This window comes from Oleiphilus messinensis (assembly GCF_002162375.1).
Classification (GTDB): domain Bacteria; phylum Pseudomonadota; class Gammaproteobacteria; order Pseudomonadales; family Oleiphilaceae; genus Oleiphilus; species Oleiphilus messinensis.
This window is the reverse complement of sequence record NZ_CP021425.1, coordinates 5,204,873-5,229,139: the sequence shown is the minus strand read 5'-3', so window position 1 is coordinate 5,229,139 and position 24,267 is coordinate 5,204,873. Positions and strand designations below refer to the sequence as shown.

Annotated in this window: 21 protein-coding genes; 11 read left to right on the top strand and 10 right to left on the bottom strand. The window is 48.5% G+C overall.

What is annotated here, in order from left to right; translation table 11 throughout:
* Positions 1 to 3: 3 nt before the first annotated feature.
* The gene (locus tag OLMES_RS22685) at positions 4 to 1,692 is read right to left on the bottom strand and encodes an acyl-CoA dehydrogenase family protein (protein WP_087463351.1); all 1,689 of its coding nucleotides are present in this window, start codon (positions 1,690 to 1,692) and stop codon (positions 4 to 6) included.
* Positions 1,692 to 2,417 carry a TetR/AcrR family transcriptional regulator gene (locus tag OLMES_RS22680; RefSeq protein ID WP_087463350.1) on the bottom strand — a complete coding sequence of 242 codons (726 nt, stop codon included), beginning with the start codon at positions 2,415 to 2,417 and terminating at the stop codon, positions 1,692 to 1,694. Before OLMES_RS22680 ends, OLMES_RS22685 begins: the two co-directional genes overlap by 1 nt.
* A gap of 536 nt (positions 2,418 to 2,953) precedes the next feature.
* Here OLMES_RS22680 and OLMES_RS22675 point away from each other — a divergent pair.
* Both OLMES_RS22675 and aguB read left to right on the top strand, forming a co-directional pair.
* On the top strand, positions 2,954 to 4,063 hold the full coding sequence (locus OLMES_RS22675) for an agmatine deiminase family protein (RefSeq protein WP_087463349.1): 1,110 nt from the start codon (positions 2,954 to 2,956) through the stop codon (positions 4,061 to 4,063).
* On the top strand, positions 4,060 to 4,929 hold the full coding sequence (gene aguB / locus OLMES_RS22670) for an N-carbamoylputrescine amidase (RefSeq protein WP_087463348.1): 870 nt from the start codon (positions 4,060 to 4,062) through the stop codon (positions 4,927 to 4,929). Before OLMES_RS22675 ends, aguB begins: the two co-directional genes overlap by 4 nt.
* A 44-nt stretch (positions 4,930 to 4,973) precedes the next feature.
* Here the strand turns inward: aguB and ald are convergent, their stop codons facing one another.
* Positions 4,974 to 6,098: an alanine dehydrogenase gene (gene ald / locus OLMES_RS22665; protein ID WP_087463347.1), complete on the bottom strand. Its 1,125-nt coding sequence runs from the start codon at positions 6,096 to 6,098 to the stop codon at positions 4,974 to 4,976.
* Between the two features lie 122 nt (positions 6,099 to 6,220).
* A complete protein-coding gene (locus OLMES_RS22660; protein ID WP_157678466.1) occupies positions 6,221 to 6,829 on the bottom strand; it encodes a transglutaminase-like domain-containing protein in 609 nt (202 codons plus the stop codon).
* Between the two features lie 345 nt (positions 6,830 to 7,174).
* Between OLMES_RS22660 and OLMES_RS22655 the strand changes: the two genes are divergently transcribed.
* The 3 genes from OLMES_RS22655 to OLMES_RS22645 all read left to right on the top strand — a co-directional run bounded on the left by OLMES_RS22655 (position 7,175) and on the right by OLMES_RS22645 (position 9,643).
* Positions 7,175 to 7,396, top strand: a complete 222-nt coding sequence (locus OLMES_RS22655) for a hypothetical protein (protein ID WP_087463345.1) — start codon at positions 7,175 to 7,177, stop codon at positions 7,394 to 7,396.
* Between the two features lie 232 nt (positions 7,397 to 7,628).
* Positions 7,629 to 8,720 carry a lipase secretion chaperone gene (locus tag OLMES_RS22650; RefSeq protein WP_087463344.1) on the top strand — a complete coding sequence of 364 codons (1,092 nt, stop codon included), beginning with the start codon at positions 7,629 to 7,631 and terminating at the stop codon, positions 8,718 to 8,720.
* A gap of 185 nt (positions 8,721 to 8,905) precedes the next feature.
* A complete protein-coding gene (locus tag OLMES_RS22645; RefSeq protein ID WP_087463343.1) occupies positions 8,906 to 9,643 on the top strand; it encodes a DUF3592 domain-containing protein in 738 nt (245 codons plus the stop codon).
* A gap of 70 nt (positions 9,644 to 9,713) precedes the next feature.
* Here the strand turns inward: OLMES_RS22645 and OLMES_RS22640 are convergent, their stop codons facing one another.
* The gene (locus tag OLMES_RS22640; RefSeq protein WP_087463342.1) at positions 9,714 to 11,900 is read right to left on the bottom strand and encodes an FAD-dependent oxidoreductase; all 2,187 of its coding nucleotides are present in this window, start codon (positions 11,898 to 11,900) and stop codon (positions 9,714 to 9,716) included.
* 210 nt (positions 11,901 to 12,110) lie between these two features.
* Between OLMES_RS22640 and hemB the strand changes: the two genes are divergently transcribed.
* The 3 genes from hemB to OLMES_RS22625 all read left to right on the top strand — a co-directional run bounded on the left by hemB (position 12,111) and on the right by OLMES_RS22625 (position 16,490).
* The gene (hemB, locus tag OLMES_RS22635; protein WP_087463341.1) at positions 12,111 to 13,124 is read left to right on the top strand and encodes a porphobilinogen synthase; all 1,014 of its coding nucleotides are present in this window, start codon (positions 12,111 to 12,113) and stop codon (positions 13,122 to 13,124) included.
* A gap of 115 nt (positions 13,125 to 13,239) precedes the next feature.
* Positions 13,240 to 15,339 carry a polyphosphate kinase 1 gene (gene ppk1 / locus OLMES_RS22630; RefSeq protein WP_087463340.1) on the top strand — a complete coding sequence of 700 codons (2,100 nt, stop codon included), beginning with the start codon at positions 13,240 to 13,242 and terminating at the stop codon, positions 15,337 to 15,339.
* A 32-nt stretch (positions 15,340 to 15,371) separates the two neighbouring features.
* Positions 15,372 to 16,490, top strand: coding sequence for an AI-2E family transporter (locus OLMES_RS22625; protein ID WP_087463339.1), 1,119 nt, complete (start codon positions 15,372 to 15,374; stop codon positions 16,488 to 16,490).
* A gap of 5 nt (positions 16,491 to 16,495) precedes the next feature.
* Here the strand turns inward: OLMES_RS22625 and OLMES_RS22620 are convergent, their stop codons facing one another.
* The 4 genes from OLMES_RS22620 to OLMES_RS22605 all read right to left on the bottom strand — a co-directional run bounded on the left by OLMES_RS22620 (position 16,496) and on the right by OLMES_RS22605 (position 20,786).
* Complete coding sequence (locus OLMES_RS22620) at positions 16,496 to 18,130, bottom strand: gamma-glutamyltransferase family protein (RefSeq protein WP_087463338.1); 1,635 nt, start codon at positions 18,128 to 18,130, stop codon at positions 16,496 to 16,498.
* 32 nt (positions 18,131 to 18,162) lie between these two features.
* A complete protein-coding gene (locus tag OLMES_RS22615) occupies positions 18,163 to 18,411 on the bottom strand; it encodes a YfhL family 4Fe-4S dicluster ferredoxin (protein WP_087463337.1) in 249 nt (82 codons plus the stop codon).
* Between the two features lie 226 nt (positions 18,412 to 18,637).
* Positions 18,638 to 19,126 (bottom strand): pantetheine-phosphate adenylyltransferase, encoded by a 489-nt coding sequence (coaD, locus tag OLMES_RS22610; RefSeq protein WP_087463336.1) that lies wholly within the window; start codon positions 19,124 to 19,126, stop codon positions 18,638 to 18,640.
* A gap of 214 nt (positions 19,127 to 19,340) precedes the next feature.
* Positions 19,341 to 20,786, bottom strand: coding sequence for a coniferyl aldehyde dehydrogenase (locus tag OLMES_RS22605; protein WP_087463335.1), 1,446 nt, complete (start codon positions 20,784 to 20,786; stop codon positions 19,341 to 19,343).
* Between the two features lie 250 nt (positions 20,787 to 21,036).
* Here OLMES_RS22605 and OLMES_RS22600 point away from each other — a divergent pair, with 250 nt between their 5' ends.
* Positions 21,037 to 21,705 carry a TetR/AcrR family transcriptional regulator gene (locus tag OLMES_RS22600; RefSeq protein ID WP_087463334.1) on the top strand — a complete coding sequence of 223 codons (669 nt, stop codon included), beginning with the start codon at positions 21,037 to 21,039 and terminating at the stop codon, positions 21,703 to 21,705.
* 62 nt (positions 21,706 to 21,767) lie between these two features.
* Here the strand turns inward: OLMES_RS22600 and yihA are convergent, their stop codons facing one another.
* Positions 21,768 to 22,448, bottom strand: coding sequence for a ribosome biogenesis GTP-binding protein YihA/YsxC (gene yihA, locus OLMES_RS22595; protein ID WP_087463333.1), 681 nt, complete (start codon positions 22,446 to 22,448; stop codon positions 21,768 to 21,770).
* A gap of 372 nt (positions 22,449 to 22,820) precedes the next feature.
* Between yihA and OLMES_RS22590 the strand changes: the two genes are divergently transcribed.
* Both OLMES_RS22590 and OLMES_RS22585 read left to right on the top strand, forming a co-directional pair.
* Positions 22,821 to 23,426, top strand: coding sequence for a c-type cytochrome (locus tag OLMES_RS22590; protein WP_087463332.1), 606 nt, complete (start codon positions 22,821 to 22,823; stop codon positions 23,424 to 23,426).
* A gap of 172 nt (positions 23,427 to 23,598) precedes the next feature.
* Complete coding sequence (locus tag OLMES_RS22585) at positions 23,599 to 24,246, top strand: thiol:disulfide interchange protein DsbA/DsbL (RefSeq protein ID WP_087463331.1); 648 nt, start codon at positions 23,599 to 23,601, stop codon at positions 24,244 to 24,246.
* The last annotated feature ends 21 nt before the right edge of the window (positions 24,247 to 24,267 follow it).

The following is a 24,267-nucleotide window of genomic DNA, read 5'->3' as shown; positions in this document are numbered from 1 at the left end:
ATCCTATCTTTTTAAGGCGGCGCGCTCAATTATTCCGGTGCAATCCACCCCTTTTGGCAGGGTGCCATAATGGTGGGCACCGGTTTGGGATAGACGGGCAAGACAGTAACTGTCGGCGATGTTGGTATTTCCCGCTTGAATTAACAGTGATGCCTGTAATGCGACGGCCATCTGGTCAACCAGTGTTCTGGCATTGTACTCAAATTGGCTGGTATCCTGTAGCGCGCGATACAGTTGGTCTATGCACGTATCAAGGTATTTGTTTTCACCCCGACTGCGTTGCACTTCCTGAAAGTAAGCATTCAGTGTTGAAGGTTCTTTATACATTGCGCGAAGCACATCAAGGCATTGCACGTTGCCGCTACCTTCCCAGATTGCATTGACTGGTGACTCCCGGAACAGGCGTGGCATGAGTGAATCCTCCATGACACCACTTCCACCAATGCATTCCATTGCCTCATAGGCGTGATTGGGGGTTCGTTTGCAAATCCAGTATTTGCCAATCGCCGTTGCAATCCGGATCAAATTAGAGTCGTGTTCTTGGTCACCGTTGTCGAGTGCATTGGCAAGCCGCATCGTGAGTGTTAGCGCTGCTTCTGACTCAAGTGCAAGATCAGCAAGAACATTCTGCATTAGTGGTTGATCAATCAGTCTTTTACCGAATGCGCTCCGATGTTGGCAATGATGGAGTGCCTGGTTTATTGCGGCACGCATACCCGCAGAGGAGCCCATCATGCAATCGAAGCGGGTGAGCGAGACCATTTCGATGATTGTTTTTACGCCTTTACCTTCTTCACCGACCATCCAGGCCAGTGCCCCACGCAGCTCAGTTTCCGATGAAGCATTAGCGACATTGCCCATCTTGTTTTTCAGGCGCTGAATCTGTAGCGGGTTTTTGCTGCCATCGGGCCGCCAACGGGGCAGTAAGAAACAGGATAAACCCTTCTCGGTCTGAGCCAGAACCAAAAATGCGTCACACATTGGGGCGGACACAAAGAACTTGTGGCCAACCAGTTCATAGAGTTCGCCCGGGCCTGGAGATCCGATGGGATAGGCCTTTGTGCTATTGGCTCGAACGTCAGAGCCACCCTGCTTCTCGGTCATCGCCATGCCAATCGTCACCCCTTTTTTTGCCAATGCCGGTATGTTGGCCGGATCGTAGTGTCGTGAGGTGATTAGCGGTTCCCAGACCGCCGCCAGCTCGGGTTGATTGCGCAAGCTGGGTATCGCGGCGAAGGTCATGGTGATCGGGCAGCCGTGTGCAGCCTCAATTTGGCTCTGCATATAGCATTTTGCGGTACGTACAACATGGGCACCGGTTCTGGGCTGGCTCCAGGGAGATGAGTGCAAACCGTGATTGATCGATGTTTCCATGAGACGATGGTAAGCAGGATGAAACTTTACCAGATCGATCCGATGGCCAAAGCGATCATGGGTGTGAAGTGCCGGCTTGTTTTCATTTGCCAGATAGCCCAGCTCAATATAATCCCGTTGCCCCGTCAGCGCGCCAAAATCGTTCAGCTCTTGAAGGCCCCAGCTTCCGCCTTCCCGGGCAACGCTCTCCTGCAGTGCTGTATCTGTGCTGAACAGGTTGTAATCGACCAGCTCCGTAGGTTGATTCTGAACTTCGTGGGTCGTTGCCAGGCATTTTTCTGCCATCGGGTAACGGCTTTGTTGAGTATGTGTTGTCATTATTTTTGCTCCTGTTCGTTTGGGCCCGGCAACGTTGTATCGCGGCGGCAAGGTGGTGGGTGACCTGATATAGCTGTATGACAAAACCGGCTGATTTCTCGGATCAGCGCTGATTCATCGAGTGTCAGAGTTTCGTCGACTGACAGGGTTTCATCTTGATTGATATTGGCATTGAAGACTGGGGAATTCGGTGAATTTGGAGAAAGTGGGCCGACCAGGGTTTCAGCCAAGGCACCAACCAGTGCTGCAGCGCTCACCGATGGCACTTGAGTCGGAAGCTCGCCTTTGTCGACCCCTTCGGCAATAAGATTGGCGAATAGAGCGGCGTATTTTTTCCGGTAATTCAATCGATCCAAATCCACTTCCGGGTCAACCGGTTCTGCGATCAGTGACCAGGCGAGGTGGTTGGCTTTGATTGCTCGATGGCAAAAGCAGTTCACGGCCTGCTCCAGCCGCTCAGATATGGTGCCTTCCTGATTGATCGCCTCTGCAACTTTGTCGACTTCAATCTGAGTTGCCCGACGGAAGACTTCTGAAAACAGAACGGATTTAGATTTGAAATATTTATACACCGTGCCTGTCGCAATGTCTGCACGCTGTGCCACCGACTGAATGGATGCGTTTCGAAAACCACCCTCAGATACCAGCTGTTGTGCCGCATTTAATATTTTTTCCCTGAGTTCCGCTTTTCTCGCAGCGATTTCGGGGGATTCTCGATAAGCCATAGTTGTACCGTGAATGTCTTCAGTGAGCGTGATAGTGTGAACACAAATTCACATTATGTGTTTAGTGAATCATGATTCACACCTTGAGTCAATTCAAATGAAGTGTTATCGACCTGTTCTTGGTTAGGTCGCAGGAGGGCGGGGCAAATCGTGTTTAACCGGAAGGTTCAGATTGTAAAAGCGTCAGCGCTACAACAGCGGTTCTGACAAGCAGCCAAAGGACTTGAGCAAAGCAATCGTTCAGAGCGGGGAAATAAAAAGAGGCAGTAATTACTGCCTCGAAACAGATATAACAACTAGGAAAGGAAAACTAATGAGGACAGCAAGCGCTACCCTGGGTTTCCACTCAGCAGAACTGCAGTGTTCTCCACTGAATATTCACAGCATAGTAGCTGTTTTCCGAATTTGCCTCTAAAAATTGCAATATCGTAAAAATAATCATAAAACGGTAACAATACCGTGTTTTGCAGGTCTTCCTTGGTTGCGCGTAATGGTCGATAATGTCCGCCATTTTAAGTAGTTGGGTTTCGAGACAAATGACTGAATATCGTGTTGAAAACAAGCAATGGATGCCCCCTGAGTGGCATGTTCATCGTCGCTGCTGGATGGCCTGGCCCAGTGATGATGATCAATGGCCCTGTGGCCTTGAGCGTGCGGCTATCGCATTCGCCGAAATTACCCGTGCCATAGCGCGATTCGAGCCTGTTATTGTCGTGGTGAATCCGGATCAGATTGAGTCTGCGAAATTGCATTTAGGGTTGTCGAGTAGGCCTGCATCAGCCGTATCGGCAGTGGATGACCCTATACTGTATCACCCGGACAGGGTTACTGATTTGGATGCTGCACCGGGAATTCAGCTTATGCCAATGGCGTTGAATGACAGTTGGATGCGGGATATCGGTCCTACATTCGTCTTTGCAGGCAGACAATTGGCGGGGGTTGACTGGGGGTTCAATGGTTGGGGCAAGTTTCCCCATGAGCTTGATGCGCTTGTGGCGAAAAACGTTCTGGCGGCCATCGGTATCGAGCGAATCGAGAGTCCGATTATCAACGAGGGTGGAGGAATCCATGTTGATGGACAGGGCACGGTATTGTTGACCGAGTCAGTCCAATTGAATCCTAATCGTAATCCCGGTTTTTCCAAAGCGGATATTGAGGCCGAATTGCGTCGTCAACTGGGCGTACAACAATGTATCTGGTTGCCGCGAGGCGTGGTGGACGATGATACGGATGGACACATTGATGAGCTGGCCTGCTTTGTGGCGCCCGGGAAAATTCTCGCACTGATTAGTGATGATCCTGAAGATGCAAATTACGACATCCTGCAAACCAATTTGGACATTTTGCAGCAGGCGAAAGATGTAAATGGGCAACCTTTCGAAGTGATCACCATTCGACAACCGCCCGCTCGTTACCTCGATGGCACTCGATTGTCGATGTCCTATGTAAACTTCTACATCGCTAATGGCGGAATAGTGATGCCCTCATACGGAGAGGCTGAATATGATGCTGAAGCAAAAGAGATGATGCAGCGCTGTTTCCCGGAGTATGAAATTATTCAGGTTAATTGCCTGGATATCGTAGTGGGTGGCGGTAATATTCACTGTATCACGCAGCAGGAACCCCAAACTGAGGAGTTAACGTGAGAAACATCACTGTAGCGGCTACGCAAATGGCGTGTAGTTGGGACTTGCCCGAAAATATGGCTCGAGCGGAAAAACTTATCCGAGCATCGGCGGAGCAAGGAGCCAACATTATTTTGATTCAAGAGTTGTTTGAAACGCCTTATTTCTGTATTGATCAGGGCGAGGCTCATTATCAGTTGGCGCGATCCAGAGAGGGGCATCCCGCGATTGAGCTGTTCTCCGCGTTGGCAAAAGAACTTAATGTTGTACTGCCGTGTAGTTACTTTGAAAAAGCGGGTAATACGTTTTTCAACTCGCTCGTGGTGGTCGATGCTGATGGTGCAATCCTGCAAAATTATCGAAAGAGCCATATTCCGAATGGTCCAGGTTACCAGGAAAAGCATTTTTTCTCTCCTGGAGATACTGGGTTTCAGGTTTGGGATACGGCGTTTGGTTGTATAGGCGTGGGAATCTGTTGGGATCAGTGGTTCCCGGAAGCAGCCCGCGTTATGGCCTTAAAAGGAGCCGAATTATTGTTCTATCCAACGGCCATAGGCTCTGAGCCGCACGACCCTTCGATTGATTCCAAGCGTCATTGGCAAGTCACAATGCAAGGACACAGCGCTGCAAACCTATTGCCGGTTATCGCTTCAAACCGTATTGGTGTTGAGCAAGGCGAGGGTGCAGAAATTACATTCTATGGCTCTTCCTTCATCACTGATAATACCGGTCAGATTTTGCAGGAGGCGGACCGGGTGACAGAGGGTATTTTGTTGCAGTCCTTTGATTTGGATGAGCTGGCACAAGCCCGGGCTGCCTGGGGCCTGTTTCGGGATCGTCGCCCGGAGTTGTATGGTACGCTCCTTACGTTGGACGGCGAAGACTGAAGTCACATGAAGGCTGATCAGGTCAGCCTTCATTCCTTTGGCATTCAGGGAAGGGAATCCAGAATTCCATCTGCAGAGACATAAGGATAACCAAGGCTTTCGGCGACAGCCTTGTATGTAATTTGGTTTTGATGCACGTTCAAACCATTCAGTAAGTGAGGGTCGTCCGTCAGAGCGGCTTTCACCCCTTTGTTAGCAAGTACCTCCACAAAGGGTAACGTAGCGTTGTTTAATGCCAGAGTTGCGGTTTTGGCAACGGCACCCGGCATGTTCGCAACGCAATAATGAACGATACCATCAATGCAGTATATCGGATCTTGATGTGTTGTGGCTTTTGATGTTTCAAAACAGCCACCCTGATCAATCGATACGTCAACGATAACGGCCCCGGCTTTCATGAGCTTCAAGTCTGATCGGGTAACCACCTTTGGCGCCGCAGCTCCGGGAATTAACACCGCACCGATCACCACATCTGCTTTTGGCAAACAGCTTTCGATATTTGCTTTGGTTGAATACTGTGTCCGGATACGTCCTGAGAATAGTTCATCAATGTAGCGCAAACGGGCCAGTGACTTGTCGAAGATGATCACTTCAGCACCCATGCCAGCCGCGATTCTGGCGGCATTCAAGCCAACCACGCCACCACCAATTACGAGCACGTTTCCGGGAGGTACGCCTGCAACACCAGAGAGCAAGACGCCTTCACCACCCTGAGCTTTTTCCAGGCTATGTGCCGCGGCCTGAATGGACATTCTGCCGGCCACTTCGCTCATGGGGGCGAGCAGGGGGAGTGGGCTTAATGTGCCGGTTACGGTTTCATAGGCGATACAGGTCGCCCCGGATTCGAGTAGACCTTTCGCTTGAGCCGGATCCGGTGCGAGGTGGAGATAGGTGAAAAGAGTCTGTCCCTTCGATAGCATTTTGCATTCTGATGCCTGGGGTTCTTTGACCTTAACGATGAGCTTGGCCTGCTCGAACACGGCGTCTGCAGTTGTCAGGATAGTTGCGCCCGATGCTTCATAATCTTGGTCAGGAAAGCCGATATCAAGAGCTGCATTTCGTTCTACGAGCACTTTGTGGCCCTGCCGTGTAAGTTCTTTTACGCTGGCAGGGGTCAATCCTACTCTGTATTCATGATTCTTGATTTCTTTTGGTACGCCAATAATCATACATCACCTCAGCTTGTTCGGGGTCAGCAAGGTTGACTACTGCGCCAGCGTTTATTTTCGGGAAATGCACTCGAATTTCATTATGTGTTGTCAGGACGATCCCGGGTCAGAACATATGAGTATTAGGCGCAGGTCTTCTCCAATGTTTGGTCATTATGCGCCATATCTTCGTTCAACAGCAATGAGGTTGAGTGAATTGAGGTTGGCGTTAAGGTGGCGCTTGATGCAATCAATTCATAGGGGACATCTGTAAACGTACCATAATCATGCAGTGGCTCGGTGAGGAGGCGGTCCTGTTGTTCCATTGAGCCGCTAAGCAAAACCGTTTTCCATTTGCCTTCCAGTAGCAAGTCTGCGTAACCGGTTAAATTTGCACTCATAAGTGCGTCAGGATGATCCGGGGAGGTGAGTTCTATCAAGCCCAGCTTCGCCGGGATATTGAAGAATCGAGCCAGAGTAACAAGCAATATCGCCTTTTGAATACCATTTCCCTGTCCTTTGTACAGTACATAGCTGGCGCTATAGCTTGCCGGATCGAGAGAGATGCCAGTGGTGCTGGCCCGGATGTCGCTTTTGACAAACTTGATAATGGCTTTAGCGATGCCTACACGTTCATAGCGTTTGTTTAGAGGGATGCTGCCGATGAGCTTTTTGGCCGCTTGAACAACTTCAACAGAGTCACAGTCCATAAACAGAGTCGCATACAACAACTCTTCCCTTGAGTTTTCCATTACTACAAAACCTCGGTCATTAAACATAATTAAGAAGATAGTTTGAATGTGGAGTATTGCAAAAACAGCTCTGTTCGAGGGACTTGAAAATAGTGATGCTGACTCTTAAGTACGTTCTTTAACTGCTTGTTACAATGAGAAAAAGTGTGGATACAAAAATATACAAAATAGTCTCTAAAAAAGCTGGAATCGTCACCGAAACATTCTATAAATATCGGAAAATATTTTTGAGATGAACTTGTACGTCTCGCTTAAGTTCGAGGTGCGCAAGTTGAGGTCAAAGGTTGACGTCCTATAACAGTATTCGGCAGATGCCGGCAGTATTGATCAATCAGGTGGTTTGGTATGAGCAATAGAGTCGATTTTGAAGAGCAAAACACGATTTCCGCAAGCGCGGGTCAAAATGACGATTTCAGTGAGCAGAAAAAGCGGGAAATGCGCGAGCAGCTCCAATCTGATGTCGAGAGCTTTTTGCAGCAAGGCGGACAAGTGCAGAAAATTGAAGATAACGTTCGTGCGGATCCGCCACGAAAACCAACGATTAATTATGGTGCTGCACCCATTTAGGGGATTGTGATCAGCATTAGAGGGGTTACGGGGATATGATGAGTCTGTTCAGATTCTCATGAACTGCTTAACAGTTTGAAACAAAAGTTTACATAGCGTGACGTTCGGGGTGCTTGATGCACCCTTTTTTATTGTAATATGCACGGGAGTACAAAATTAGAGCAAGGCCTGAGCAAATTTTGCGAAGCTATGGAATACAAGTTTTGTAGGGGTTGCGGGGTTGGAGACAGATATGAAAGCACGGATTGGATCAGCATTGCTGATTGTGTTCTTCGGTGTTACCGGAACCTACCTTGTGTTGTCATCAACACACTCTTCGAGAAATAACCTTCAGGCTGAGACCCCAACTGTTTGGCCCCCGGAAGTGTCAACTTCGGATCGGGATAATTTATCTGCTTTACCTGCGGAAACACGACCCGAGCCAGCAAGTAACCCTACACCAGATCAACCCCTTGCAGGAACGGGGATCGCCATGCCGGACTCCCTGCGCGGGACGGATGTCGATGGCGGGCTTAGAGTTGATCCAGCGGGTAATTTAATTGTTGATAAGTCTGTTAAGCGCCTGTTTGATTACTTCCTGGGCACCGTCGGCGAGTGGTCCGTAGCGGATATTCGTAACAACCTTCAAGCCCTTGTTGACCAGACATTGGTCGAACCTGCACGAACTCAGGCGTTGGATCTACTGGATAATTATCTTCAGTTGAAAAAAGCAATTCATGAGTATGAACAACAAGTGGGTGAAACGGATTTGTTGAGCCTGCAACCTCACCAGCTAGCCAGCATGGGAGATCGGCTCCAATATTTAGAAGATCTACGTCGATCCTATTTGGGCGATTCCGCAGCAAATGCTTTCTATTCAGATGCAGAAGCTGTTGATCGCTTTACGCTGACCAAACTGAATGTGCTGAACAACCCTGAGCTTTCTGAGACTGAAAAGCGGGCAATCGTGGCTCAAGCCGAGGCTGACCTCCCGGTCGGCGTGAAAGCTGTTCGTGCAAAAAATCACTTGCACGAAAAATTGGCAGAGGCGGAGGCAGAATTGCACTCCAGTGGTGCGGGTCCACAACAAATTCAAAGCCTTCGTGAAGACGTGTTAGGCGTTGAGTCTGCCAAGGCACTGGCTCAAGTTGAACACAATCAAGCTGCTTTTCGTAAAAAACTGGCCGAATATCGACGTGTTAAAGCGCAAATTCTGGATTCTCCACTCGGTTCGATAGAACAGGAACAAGAGTTGCACAGGATTCGTGAATCGCTCTTTTCGGGTAAAGATCTCAGCAGAGTTGAAGCGATGGAGCGAGTAGCAGTCGCAAATACGCGTTCCTGAGAACTCCAATTTTTTTGCAGTACCGGGCGCTTCCTTGCCCAAATCAAAATGTGAAAATTTTATGTGATCTTTGTCACATGGATTGATTGGCGAATGTCAAAGAAATATACTAGCGCTGTTTACCCGTCATTACACCCTGGCGATTGAACATCTCAAATCTAATAACAAACGAAAGGTGTAAAACAATGGATGTTTTTCTGTTTATCATGGGAGCTACTCTGTTTGTCGCTGGCTGGTTTCTGTTCTGGGACTATGTCCGGTGCCTGTCCAGTGTCTATCGAGTAAAAGGTTCCATCGTTGCCTTTGAGTCCGCGTTCAGCAAGCTGGCTCGTGGCTCTGTAAATTATTTTCCAGTGATTCAATACCGTTGGCGTGGTGAAGCTGTGCGATTTACCTCCATATGTTCTCATGTGGATGAATTGCGTTTAGGGGATCCCGTTGATATGCGTTTCTCGTTGTCTCGACGCCGCCGAACCCGGCTGGGACGTTCCAGTATTACCCTTATGCTCATGTTGGCATTGTTATGTGCTGTATTTTTCACCGGGGCTGTGCTTGCCAATGTATCGATCAGTGTGTACCACGTTGGACTGGCGTCGTTGATTGTTACGTTTTGTCTGTTTGTTATTTCGCTTTATCTTAAAGAACAGGATGAGAGCGGAACCGACATTACTGAGTCTCAATCAGATTACAGTCTTTCCCTTTTTGAGCCTTCCGCATTCAAGCATTGGACGAATCTAAGCGGAGATGCACATAAAAAAGTGAGCGTTTTCGGTGCCCGACTGTTTGGTGCAATGTGTTTTTCTGTTGGCTTAACGTTAGCTGCAGGGTCGTTTTTAGTGGTAGAAGGCCCTGTCGCAAAGTCTGTAGCCACTCACTACCCGTTCTTGCGATTGGAGCAGGTCGGGGGAATTATTCAGCGTTAAGGTAAATATTTCCCCTCTCACCAGTCTGGCAAGAGGGGATTTGCTTAAGGCATTAAGGCAAAGGCCTCAGTTAATCGCTTATTGATCTCCCCTGAAGTGCGGATTGGTTATGCTCAACTGGTGTGTGTCGTTTCCATGCATGATATTTTTCAACCCACTGTAAAACTTTTGCTGAAACATGGGCTCGTTTCCATTCTCCCGCCGCATATTTATTTGACTCCGTAAGCGTTGGATAAATATGAATGGTGCCCAGTATTTTGTTCAGTCCAAGGTTGTATTTCATGGCGGTGACGTACTCGGCGATCAGTTCCCCGGCGTGATGTCCGACAATCGTGACCCCCAGAATTTTATCCTTTCCAGGTACAGTCAACACTTTGACGAATCCGTGGGCCTCGCTGTCAGCAATGGCTCTGTCCAGGTCATCAATACCGTATCGAGTAACCTCATACGCAATGTTTTGTGCTTTTGCTTCCGTTTCACTCAAGCCCACACGAGCCACTTCCGGGTCGGTAAATGTGGTCCATGGAATAACGCGGTAGTCCACTTTAAATTTCTTGAAACTGCCAAAGAGACTGTTTACCGAGGCATACCAGGCTTGGTGGGCTGCAGTGTGAGTAAACTGATATGGGCCCGCCACGTCACCACAGGCATACACGTTGGGTAGTGATGTTTGTAAAAAGTCATTCACCCGAATCGTGCCATTCTCATTGGTTGCAATGTTCAGATTCTCCAGTCCAAAGCCCTGCGTGTTTGCCTTTCTGCCAACGGCGAGCAGTAAGGTGTCAAAGGCAATGGTTTCTTCACGACCGTCTTTTTCACAAATCAGCGTATATTGTCCATTCTCTGCGGTAAAGGCTTTGGCGTTATAACCTAACTTAAGCGTTACACCTTCTTTTTGGAATTGTTGTTCGACCAGTGTGGATGCATCCTCGTCTTCGCGAGGCATGAGTCGGGTGGATTTATCGACCTGCGTCACTGCGACACCCAAACGGCTGAAGGCTTGAGTCAGCTCACAGCCAATAGGGCCACCGCCCAGAATCAACAGTCGTTTGGGCGCATCCTTGATATCCCAGATGGTGTCCGAAGTGTAGTATTTGACCTGTTCAATTCCGGGGATCGGTGGCACAAAGGGGCGTGCACCTGTGGCAATCACGATATTACGTGTCGTAATGATTTGACCATTTACCTGGACACGATAAGGGTCGATAATTGTTGCTTCCCCCTCGATACAGTGAACCCCTAATTGTGTGTATCGTTCTATCGAGTCATGGGGCTCGATAGCACGTATAACATTGTGTACGCGTGCCATGACGGCCGGGAAATCAACTTTCGGTTGTTCCATTTTTAACCCGAACTCATCTGCACGGCGGGCGTATTGTGCCATTTTTGCCGAGCGTAACAGGGCTTTACTGGGAACGCAGCCGGTATTTAAACAATCACCACCCATTTTATGTTTTTCGATCAGCGTAACTTTTGCTTTGGTTGCGGCTGCAATATAAGACGTGACCAGTCCTGCGGCACCTGCGCCGATCACCACCAGATTGTTATCGAATGACGTGGGTTTATTGAATGCAGCCAGTGCTTTGCGCGATTTCAGGATATCCATAATGCGTTTTGCCACGATCGGGAAGAGTCCGAGTAGTACAAATGAAAATATAAGCCCTGGCGAGAGAATACCTGAAAGTGAATCGATTTGAGCAAGTTGAGTTCCGGCATTCACATAGACAATAGTGCCCGGTAACATCCCGATTTGAGACACAATAAAAAAGGTGGCGGCTCTTATGGGAGTGAGACCCATGACCAGATTAATCACGAAAAATGGAAATAATGGTACTAAACGAAGGCCGAATAAATAAAAGGCACCTTCGGCTTCAACGCCTTTGTTAATTGTTTTGAGCGAATCTCCGAAGCGTGTCTGCACCGCGTTCTGGAAAAGAATGCGGGAAGCGAGGAAAGCGAGTGTGGCGCCGATTGTGCTGGCAAACGAGACCAGTATGGCCCCCTGGAGTAAACCAAATATTGCGCCTCCAGCCAGTGTCATGACAGCTGCGCCTGGTAAAGACAGCCCCGTGACAGCGATGTAGATGAGCACAAATATGATGGCCGTTTGCCAGGGGTTATCTTGCTGATAGGCGGTAATAGCATCTTTTTGTTCAGTGAGATAGCTCAAGCTCAAATACTGTCCAAGATCAAATATCCAGAAGCAGGCAACGAGGCTGACAATCAGGAGCAGTATGATTTTTTTGCGTTTATCCATAGTGGTTTCCAATCTGGCGTTAGCGGAAAATGACTAATTTCGTGTCATCAGAGGCCCCGTTTTAAAGCTTGTTCCGGAGCCTTATTTGCTGAATAAGACTGACAGCAGGTGACAAAGTTCAAAGCAATAGTCTTGTCTGGCGGAATTGACGTTGTTCACAGTTAAGGGCACCATAGCGTCAATTATCGACTGGTTATACAGGAGTATAGTGTGCCTTTTTCTCCCTTTTCACAAAGATATCCCGCAACACGTATGCGTAGAATGCGTAAAGATGATTTCTCCAGACGTTTGATGCGAGAAAGCCGTCTGAGTGTTGATGACCTGATTTACCCCGTATTTGTGTTAGGGGGGGAGAACCGCTCTGAAGCTGTTCCTTCCATGCCGGGGGTTGCGCGAAAGAGTATTGATTTGCTGCTCCGTGAAGCCGAAGAGTTGGTTCAGCTTGGTATACCCGCTGTCGCCCTGTTCCCGGTTACACCCCAGGAAGCGAAAAGTCTCGATGCGGCAGAAGCCTGGAATCCTGAAGGCATTGCGCAGCGTGCCGTAAGGGCGTTGAAAAAGAATTTCCCGGAGTTGGGTGTCATTACCGATGTGGCGCTGGATCCGTTTACCACTCACGGACAAGACGGGATTATTGATGAATCCGGTTATGTTTTGAATGATGAAACAATTGATGCCTTGGTCAAGCAGGCGGTATCTCATGCAGAAGCCGGGGCGGATATTGTTGCGCCCTCGGATATGATGGATGGACGGGTTGGGGCAATTCGCTCGGCTTTGGAGGCGCGTGAGTTGATTTATACCCGGATTTTGGCCTATTCAGCGAAATATGCATCCAGCTATTATGGGCCGTTTCGGGATGCAGTGGGGTCTTCCGGTAACTTGGGTAAAGGTAATAAGTTTACCTACCAGATGGATCCGGGGAATACTGATGAGGCCATTCATGAAGTTACGCTGGATCTGGCCGAAGGGGCTGATATGGTGATGGTCAAGCCCGGCATGCCTTACCTGGACATTGTTCGTCGGGTTAAGTCCGAACTTCAGGTGCCAACATTTGTGTATCAAGTGAGCGGAGAGTATGCCATGCACGTGGCTGCGGCTCAGAATGGCTGGTTAGATCGTGATTCCGTAATGATGGAATCGCTACTGTGTATGAAAAGAGCGGGAGCGGACGGGATTTTAACGTACTTCGCCAAAGATGCCGCAAAATTACTGAAACACGGTTGAGTTAGTCTGCAGTGTCAGAATATGGGTTGGTACTGCGCTGACCGGATTGGCTGTACATTTTATTGACCCTGTTTTTTGACCTATTCAATAATCTATTTGGAATGCCTGATTTACTATGAATGATCTCGTCGTGGAAACACCCCAAGAGAATCTCGATATTAACGCCCATGCTAATTATTTGAATCGGGAGCTGAGTCATCTGCAGTTCAACTACCGGGTACTTCGTCAGGCACTTGATGAGACACACCCGGTTTTAAATCGTATGTTGTTTTGCTGCATATTCAGCAGCAACATGGATGAATTCTTTGAAATTCGAGTGGCTGGATTACGCCAGCAAATAAAGTACGGGCGTGAGTCGATCGGACCTGACGGGCTTTCTCCGAGTGAAGTTTTGCAGGAAGTGGATCGCATTGTTCATCAGTTTGTTGAAGAGCAGTACAAGATTCTCAACGAGGTATTGATTCCGGAGCTGGAGAAAAACAATATCCGCTTTGTGCGCCGTATGGATTGGACTGAAAAGCAGTCGGAGTGGGTGGCAAAATACTTCGAAGAAGAGATTGTTCCGGTCATCAATCCCATTGGCCTGGATCCCTCACATCCGTTTCCCAGGTTGGTGAATAAGAGTTTAAACTTCATCGTCTCTCTGGAGGGCAAGGATGCGTTCGGGCGTGAAACCGGTATGGCAATTGTACCTGCACCCCGATCTTTGCCTCGTTTGGTCCGTTTTCCAGATGATGTCTGTGAAGGGGGGGATAACATTGTATTCCTGTCCTCCATGATTCATGCCCATGTTGAAGAGCTCTTCCCGGGCATGCAGGTCAAAGGCTGTTACCAGTTCAGACTTACCCGTAACGCGGACCTTGAGCTTGAAGACGATGATATGGTCGATTTGGCTTCAACCCTTCGTGGGGAATTGCTCAGTCGCCGCTTTGGTGATGCGGTGCGATTGGAGGTTGTCGATAACTGCCCCCAGGAGCTGGTTAGTTTTCTTCTGAGAGAGTTTAATTTGACCGATTCCGAGTTGTACCGGGTTGATGGGCCAGTGAATTTGACCCGACTCATGGCTCTCGGGCGCTTGGTAAACCGCTCTGATCTCGAGTATCCGGCATTTACGCCAGGGCTTCCCAAGGCACTCAAAAGTAAAGAAAAAATACTGGATGCAATCAAGGAAAAAGACTGCTTGCTTTTGCACCCGTATGAGTCGTTTACGCCCGTAATCGATTTGTTACGGCAGGCGGCTAAAGATCCTAACGTCATTGCAATCAAGCAGACGCTGTACCGAACTGGAGCGGACTCGGAGATTGTGGCGGCGTTGGTGGATGCGGCCCGTCGCGGCAAAGAGGTGACTGCTGTCATTGAGTTACGCGCCCGCTTTGATGAGGAAGAGAATCTGGAGCTGGCCAGCAGATTGCAGGAGGCCGGTGTTGTTGTGGTCTACGGTGTGGTTGGCTTTAAGACCCATGCGAAAATGATCATGGTGGTTCGCCGTGAAGAGTCTGGCTTGCGTCGATACGTTCATTTGGGAACGGGGAACTACCATGCTGGTAATGCGCGCCTCTATTCGGACTACAGCTTCCTGACCTGTGACGATGCTATAACCAATGATGTGCACAGAATCTTCCAGCAATTAACAGGAATGGGTAAGGCGCTCAAAATTAAAAAGCTGTTCCATGCTCCGTTCACCTTGCATGATAAAATGCTGGAACTGGTAGACCGGGAAATCACCCATGTGCAGAACGGCAACTCGGGCTATATTTTAATTAAAGTGAATGCGTTAACCGAACCGAAAGTAATGAAAGCGCTCATCAAAGCCTCGCAAGCGGGTGTTAAGGTCGATTTGGTGATTCGGGGAATTTGTTGCTTGCGACCCGGTATTCCCGGACTGACGGAAAACATTCGAGTGCGCTCCATCATTGGGCGCTTTCTTGAACATACCCGCGTTTTTTTGTTCAACAATAACGACCAGCGCGAAGTCTATTGTGCCAGTGCTGACTGGATGACCCGCAATTTGGTCAACCGGGTTGAGACCTGTTTCCCGGTTGAAAATAAAAAACTGGCGAATCGGGTTGCCGAAGAGCTCGAGTGGTATATGCAGGATAATTGCATGAGTTGGGCGATGAACCCGGATGGTAGCTATACTCAGCTTCAACCCGGTGAAGGAGAAGAGCGCTTCAGCGTTCAGTCCGCGCTACTGGAGAAGTTAGCTGCCAAATAAAACTTTATTAAGGACAGTGGAGTATTAATCGAGTGGATAATTCGGGGTTTTCGGCTGGATCAAGATACATTCTGGTGCTTGCCGCATTTGTAATCGTAGTCGCTGGTATAAAAGCCGCCGAATCGATACTTGTTATGTTTCTGTTGTCTGGCTTTTTCGCCATCATTTGTGCACCTCCATTTTTGATCCTTAAAAATAGAGGTGTGCCCAGTTGGCTGTCGTTGATGCTGGTTGTGGTCGGGATTACCGGCATTCAATTTATATTTGTCTCGATTGTCGGCTCCTCAGTCGCCGAATTTACCGGTGACCTTCCGCGTTATCAACAACGGGTGCAGCAACTCACGACCAAATTCGTCACGTTTCTGGCGGAATATGGTATAGATGTACCGCAAGATGTTTTCCGGCAGTACTTTGACCCCTCCATGGCGCTGAAACTGGCTGCTAACGCATTGGGGGGGCTCGGGGGTGTACTTTCCAATGTCTTCCTTATCATTCTAACGGTAATCTTCATGTTGTTTGAAGGTGTCAGCTTGCCGAATAAACTTCATTATGCTTTTGGTGAAGGAAAAACCGTTGCCCATATCGATACTTTTTTGAATGACGTAAAGCGATACATGAGCTTGAAAACCGTCATTAGCCTGATTACCGGAACCCTGATTTATATTTGGTTAATGATTTTGGGGGTTGATTATCCGCTCCTTTGGGCATTGGTTGCCTTCCTGTTCAATTTTGTCCCCAATATCGGGTCAATTATCGCTGCTGTACCGGCAGTATTGCTTGCTTTAGTTCAGCTGGATCCTCTGCACGCGCTACTCACTGCGGTGGGCTACGTGGTGGTAAATACTGTTATGGGTAATATTGTTGAACCACGATTTATGGGGAAAGGGCTGGGTCTTTCAACATTGGTGGTATTTTTGTCATTGGTTTTTTGGGGCTGGGTGTTGGGCCCCGTCGGTATGTTACTGTCGATCCCGTTAACGATAATGCTGAAAATGGCGCTGGAAAATAATCCGGAAACTCGCTGGATCTCCATTTTGATGGGGGGGGATGTGGACATCCCGAAAGAGCAGATTATGGGGGATTTCAAGTTGGCAAAGGCGTCCCATCCTGAAGCGGAGGAGGGCGAGTCTGATACCGATCAGCGCCAGTAATCGTATCAATGTCTGACGAACGCCTGTCCTGAACCCCGAGGGTCAGAGCCTGCTTCAAGGGTGTCATCGCGCTTGTTCCAGGTCACAGCTTGAAGGTTCCCGAAGTCGTAGCTGAGTTCCTCGAGTTGGTAGTGTTGTCCTTTTAGTTGTTGTAATAATGCTCTGGAAAAAGCGTGGCGCTCGAACTGAATGACTGTGCGCTCATCCCTGTGGTACCGTTGCTCCGCCAACCAGTCTGGAAAGGCGTGGTTATTGAGTTGATTCTGAGTGCCAAGCAATAATGTGGTGGCTGTTTTTTTACCGCCACTTGTACTCATTGCCAAAGCGCGATCTGCAGTTTCAACAAAAGTGGGCGCCAGATAGGTCGTTGGTCGTTGTTGGGGAGCGGGTCTTGGTGCGGTTTTCCCCTGTTTATCTGTAAAGCGTTCAAGGTGGTTATTGAGTACTATGCCGGTTTGCCTGGATACCAGGCCCGATCCAAAAGGTGCGTTCAAGCTGATCGCGACAGACACCCGGTTGCCATCGCCGTCAATGATGCTAATGTGAGAACTGTGTTCCGACAAAACGTCCTGTGTGCCGGGTTTTGTGACGTCACCGGTTGGCAAATCATCAATATTTGCAGTATTGACGCGTGTGGCCGTAAGGTCTGCCAGATAGCTCAGGTAGGATGGTGCGCTCAGGCGTTCGGCAGAGACTGTGTTAATCTCCGGATCTCCGATATAAGTTTCCAGATCCTCAAATGCAAGCTTCATTGATTCCAGGTTGAGGACGGTTTGTTGTAATAGGTTATGCTCGCTTTCCTCCACCCGTGCAACGATACCGAGCATTCGCTGTAATGCGACGCCAGTAACGGATGGAGGCGGGGCTGTATGGATGACGGCATTACGATAGGTAAACCGAATAGGCGTACGATGCATCGCCCGGTATTGTGTCAGGTCATCGGTAGCCCATTTTCCACCGGCAGTCTGAACGTCGGCGAGCAGCTGTGTTGCGATTGGCCCGACATAAAACGTGTTTGCGCCACCGGAGCCGATGGCTCTCAACGTATCTGCCAGTTGAGGTTGCTTTATCAGGTTCCCTGGCTGGAGCGTCGATTGTGCGAATAGTGGGTGGTTATTGCCGTAACGCTCAAGCTTCTGGCGCTGACTTTGGGCAATATTTATGTATTGGCGGTTTATGCGAAAGCCATTTTCCGCGATTTGAATGGCGTCACGCAACGTTGCCGCGATTGGCATAATGCCGAACTCGCGATTTACCGTTGTTAATGCCGTGACATGCCCGGGAATGGCTGCTGACAAGGCTCCCTCGGTCGAGACCTGGTCGAAACTAGAGCGCGGTGCGGTCGGTAATGCATCAAGCAGAACTGGAGCATCGTCTTTGCTCTGTATCAGCCACAGACTGCCACCCCCGAGGCTGGCACTGTATGGTTCTACAACGGCGAGTGTTGCGGCTGCCGCGACCGCCGCATCAAATGCATTCCCACCTCTGTCCAGTGCCCGAAATGCCGCTTGTGTGGCCAGTGGATGCGTGGTTGCGACAGCGCCATTTTTGGGCGTGGACGGGGTGTTGGCACAGCCAAATAGTAGCAAACTGGAGAAGAGCGTAAACAAAACTAGGCGGTTCAGTGAACATCGTTGCATTTTATCTGCGCCCTTCAGAGGTTATGTCTGGATTAGAGACCCGTGAGCTTATGGTATTTTTCCATTAGCTGTTCGTTGGTTTCATTATGCTCCGGGTCGAGTGGAATGCAATCGACAGGGCAAACCTGTTGGCACTGTGGTTCATCATAGTGACCAACACATTCGGTGCACTTTCCCGGATCAATTTCGTAAATCTCCTCTCCTGGAGAAATCGCTTCATTCGGACATTCCGGTTCACAAACATCGCAGTTAATGCAGTCGTCTGTAATCATCAGTGCCATGGGGTTTTACCTCTCAATACTGCCCAATCGGGTGTGCTTTCAGGCGCGGAGCGCTGAAATTACTGATTTAATCGTAATGCTGCATTTTAATCGTAAGTGCAGCTGAATTAATCGTACAACAGAAATAAATTGTACTTCTATTGATCGTGTCGGTTTAATGTTTCGTGATCTGCGTTTTTTTGGCTCTATGCTTTGTTGGATCTACGTTTTATTGGATCTAGGTCGCTTAGCCCGGGTTCTCGTTATTCAACTCCGATAACGCCTGGGCAACAATATCGGGTACAAACTCGGTAATATCTCCACCCAGCAAGGCGATTTCCCGAATCAAGGTTGAGGAAATAAAGGATAGGTTATTCGCCGGTGTTAAAAAAATGCTCTCTACACCGGGGGCAAGTTTCCGGTTCATATCTGCGAGTTGGAATTCATATTCGAAATCAGATACCGCTCTCAAGCCACGAAGAATAACATTAATGTTATTTTGCTGGACGAACTCCGCCAGTAAGTTGTCAAAGCCAACAACTTCGACATTGGGGAGGTGCTGCAGTGACTTTTGGGCCAGTTCGACACGTTTTTCCAATTCAAACAACGGGCGTTTTTTAGGGCTGGCGGCTACCGCGACGATAATATGATCAAAAAGACGGCTCGCACGTTCGACCAGATCGGTATGGCCTTTGGTTATTGGATCGAAAGTTCCAGGGTAAACGACTCGTTTCATATCAAGAATCCTTGATGAGCTGGGATATGCGGCGAAATGGTATCGAAAAAAGCGCGGTGGCTCAATTGGTAATCGCAGAACTGCGACGATTCCACATATGTTTTATCAAATCTTTGATCTGGAAGTGATCTGGGAGACAGTACAGAGCAAGAGGGCTGGTGTAAGCGAAAGCCCGGGCTGAACAGAATGTGTTCAACTCGGGCTGGCGGGCAGATTAGCGCACAAAAACGGAGTAGATGAGTTTGTGTATTGCGGTCCCGTAAGGCGGGAAAATCAGCTTGCCGGTATTGAATTTTTGCTTGCTGTAGACACCACGGTGGTTGGTAAACGTCAGGAAGCCTTCATGACCATGGTAGTGACCCATACCGGAGTCTCCTACACCGCCGAACGGGAGGTCATCCTGGGCAACGTGAACCAGGGTGTCATTGATACATGCGCCACCGGAGTGGGTGTGATCCAGTAAGTACTGTTGTGCCTTTTTGTCATAGCCGAAGTAATACATCGCCAGAGGGCGAGGGCGATCGTTGATATAATCAATGGCATCGTCCAATTGCTCGTAAGCGATTACCGGCAGGATCGGGCCAAAAATTTCTTCCTGCATCACCAGCATGTTATCCGTAGGATTGATGATCAGGTGAATCGGCATTTTGCGAGTGTCGGATTGCATGTCTTCGTTTGCAGGATTAACCGCAATGACTGTGGCACCTTTTTTCTGTGCATCGTCAATGTATTTTTGCAGGCGAGCATGTTGACGCTCATCAACGATACTCGTGAAATCGTTGTTGTGTTTCAGGGTGCTGAACATTTCGCCAAACTTGCGTTGGAACGACTCAACAAACTGCTCGACGCGATCCTTAGGACAAAGTACGTAGTCCGGTGCAACACAGGTTTGACCGGCGTTGAAAGCCTTGCCGAATACCAGTCGTTCTGCGGCATCGTCCATTGGCACAGTGGAGGCGATAACTGCAGGCGATTTACCACCCAGCTCTAGAGTGACTGGCGTAAGGTTTTCCGCTGCGGCACGCATTACATGGCGTCCTACTGCCGTAGAACCGGTGAAGAGCATGTGGTCGAACTTAACTCTGGAGAATTCAACAGCCACATCAGCATCACCATTGATTACGCTGACCATATTTTCCGGGAAGCATTCCGCAATAATATTGGCAAACAGAGTAGAAGTATGTGGCGTGTACTCGGACATTTTGATCATGACCCGGTTGCCTGCTGCCAGCGCGGCGACCAGAGGGCCAACAGCCAGGTAAAGTGGGTAGTTCCAGGGTACGATAACGCCTACCACGCCCAGTGGCTGGTAGTAAACCGTATTTTTAGCCGGTTGGAATAGCAAGCCGACATGACGTTTTGAAGGCTTCATCCACTTCGCAACGTTCTTCAGTGTGTAGTTGATACCTTCGATGGACGGCATTATTTCTGCCAGCATCGTTTCATCTTCAGCCCGACAACTGAAATCCTGATTTATAGCTTCGATCAGCCGGCTCTGATTGCGCAATAAGGCCTTTTTAAGGCGCTTCAGGTTATCTTTCCGCTCTTCACAGGTAGGCATTGGATTGCTACGGAAAGCCGCTTTCTGGCTGGCAAAGACGCGGTTGATTTGTTGGATGTGTTTCTTGCTGTCAGTTAGCTGAACGACGCTGGCGACCATAATCGAACTCCTGTATCTGAGGCGGGCTGGTAAAAGTGGTGCCCTTGTTTTATTTTCTATTTTTAGAGTATATGCTCTAGATGTCAAGAGTTTTTGCTCTAAAGATGATAGACTGTTCTCGAAAATACAGAAAAAGGGGGCAGGGAAGCATACCAATTCATCGGTTTGCTTCTATAATGCCGGTCTCCCCCTTGGGTGAGATCGAAAAGTCATTACTTAGATAACTAGCGGATACCAGAAAAATAGAGGCATGAAGACAAGAGATCGAATCATACTGGCGAGTTTAGAGCTTTTTAACGCGCAGGGAGAACGCAATGTAACCACTAACCACATTGCCGCACACCTGAATATTTCACCTGGAAATCTGTATTATCATTTTCGCAATAAAACCGACATTGTTTACGAAATCTTTCTCAAATATCAGGATTTGGTGACGAATTACCTGAAAATACCGGAGGATCGTGGTCTTACCGTTGCGGATGAATTCTTTTATCTGGAGTCGGTCTTTGAAGGGTTGTGGGCGTATCGCTTTTTTCACCGGGATCTTGAGTATCTGCTGGAGTGTGATCCTCGTTTACGTCGGGACTATCGCAAGTTCACGATAAAATCACTTCATAATATCAAGTTGATTTTAAGCGGGTTGGAAAATGGCGGGGTTCTGGCTGATTTTGAGGATCAGCATCTTGACTCTATGGCGCTCAATGTCTGGTTGGTTATCACCAACTGGATGGCATTTTTGAAAACAGCCCATGCAGGCGAGGAAAACAACGCAATTACCAAAGAGATGCTAAAGCACGGGATTTATCAGGTTGTAACACTACAGTTACCTTACTTGACCCAAGACTATATCGATTCCGTCAAAGAGATTCGAGAAAAGTTCAAGCCTTTGCCGTTTTCAGATGCAGATTCACCATTGTGATGCATTAAGTATCGCAATGGTTTCGTCTGGAGGGGCGTCACCCGCAGTTACACGGAGTGTGTTCAGGAAGCTGTCTGAGGGGCGTTGTCATTAAGGTCGTCATTCTCAGGCAGGTCAGAATCGACAACGCTCAGCCATTCAATGATTTGTTTACTGGCTTCCGGAACGCCTGTTCGTTTCAATGATGAAAACAAAACGATGTCTTTCACGCATTTGATATCACTGAGTTCTTTTTTGACTTTGAGTTGAATATTCTTGGCCGCACCGTATTTAAACTTATCGGCTTTGGTGAGCAGAACCAATACGGGCAAAGAAGATAGGTCACACCAATTCAACATCATTTGGTCAAACTCCGTTAGTGGTGTGCGAATATCCATGACCAGAACCAGACCCTGAAGCGCCTGACGGTTTCTCAGGTAGTCGTCCAGATGCCGCTGCCAGTCTTCTTTAACCTGGGTCGCAACTTTGGCATAACCGTAGCCCGGTAAATCGACCAGTTTGCTGTCTGGCTTGTTTAAGCCAAAAAAGTTGATCAGCTGGGTACGTCCCGGGGTTTTACTGGTTCTGGCAAGTTTTTTCTGCTGCGTCAATGTGTTGATGGCGCTTGACTTGCCCGCATTGGAGCGACCAGCAAAAGCAACCTCTGCGCCGATATCAGGAGGACAGTTACTCAGTTTGCTACCACTACTGAGGAAACTTGCCGAATGAAGACTTAATGACTTTTTGGGACGAGTGTCAGACATAGGAAAACAACATGCTTCGCGATTTAAGTTTGAATTTAATTGTGTATAATACCAGACCGTTTAATTCCCCGTAACTTTTATGTGTGTTTACGGCGTGCTTTGGCAACCAATCATTGATTGAGTGCATCGTTCAAAAGCAAGGTCGCGAGTATAAAATGCTAAGCAAGTTAAAAATGCTAAGTATGTTAAAACACATCAACAAGACTGGGATCGGCTATAGGTTATCCTGGCCGGGGAATCGAGGCTCGAATGAAAAATCAGACCGGAATGGCTTTTTCAGGGTTCCGGAGTGAATTGTGCAAGATGTGCCTTTCATGCTGGAAGGCACCTGTCATACAAAAGCTTTGTTAATTTGAGAGCGAGAAGACTGAAATGAAAAGACTGTTATCCGGCCTGGTGTTTTTGTTTGGCCTTGTAAGTTTTGCCCAGGCGGCGGGGGATGCTGCGGCGGGTGCTGAAAAAGTAGCGGTGTGTGCAGGCTGTCACGGTGCAGATGGAAATAGTGCAGTTGCCAACTTTCCGAAACTGGCGGGACAGGGTGAAAAGTACTTGATCAAACAACTGCGTGATATTAAATCAGGTGCCCGAGGCGTTGTTGAAATGACCGGTTTGCTTGATAATCTGACTGAGCAGGACTTTGAAAATATTGCTGCATTTTACGCCGGTAAGGCGACCTCTGGTGCTGCCGCAGATCCGGAGCTGGTTAAAAAGGGACAGGCGATTTATCGGGCCGGTAACATGGCTACATCTGTTGCGGCATGTACAGCATGTCATGCTCCAACGGGTGCGGGCATTGCATTGGCTGGATTCCCGAAATTGGCAGGACAACATGCGGCATACATCGAAGCCCAGTTGGCTAAGTTCCGCTCTGGTGAGCGTACCAACGATGGTGATGCGCGTATCATGCGGGATATCGCAGCGAAGCTGACCGATGCAGAAATTAAAGCGGTAGCGAGTTATATTTCCGGTTTGCGTTAAGCCACCGGTTGATTCGAAAAAGCGGCGAAAGCCGCTTTTTTTTTGCCAGCGTGCCTGATCTATTACTAAATCGTAATTCTGGGGATGCGTGAATCGTGATACAACAGGCGCTTTATTTTTGAGAACAAGTTAAAAGTACCTGGACTACACTGGTCTAAACAGGAGGTGTGTTGTGTTAAAAAAAGTGGTTTGGCTTTGGGCTGTAATTTTGTTTCTGCCTGTGTCCCTGGCAAATGCGGCGGAAGAACAATGGGTAGCTGGTCAGCACTATGATGTGTTGCCCTACCCGGTGCGAACCCGGGACAGTAGTAAAATAGAGGTTGTGGAATTGTTTTGGTATGGCTGTCCTCACTGTGACAAGCTGAACCCGTTGATTACCGCCTGGGAGAAAAAGCTGCCGGATGATGTTGATTTCTGGTTTTCTCCCGCAATATTTGGTAAATCCTGGAAAATTCATGCTCAGGCTTTTTATGCGGCAGAAGCGCTAGGTGTGCAAGGGAAACTGCATGACAAGTTTTTTGATGCCTTGCACCGTGAACGGCTAAAATTAAACACCGAAGACCAACTTGCCAGCTTTTTTGTACGCAATGGTGTTAAGGAAGAAGACTTCCGCAAGGCGTTTAATTCCTTCAGTGTGAAAAAGTCGAAACTGGATCAGGCTGAATCTCGAGGTAAAAGCTACCGGGCAACAGGGGTGCCGGCGTTAATCGTTAACGGTAAATATCGCATTGCTGCGACCAAAGCGGGCAGCCACCAGAACATGATTAAAGTGGCCGAGTTTTTGATCGAGAAAGAGCGCGCTGCAATGGCTGTCAAGTAAGACCCCATGACTCGCCGCTTG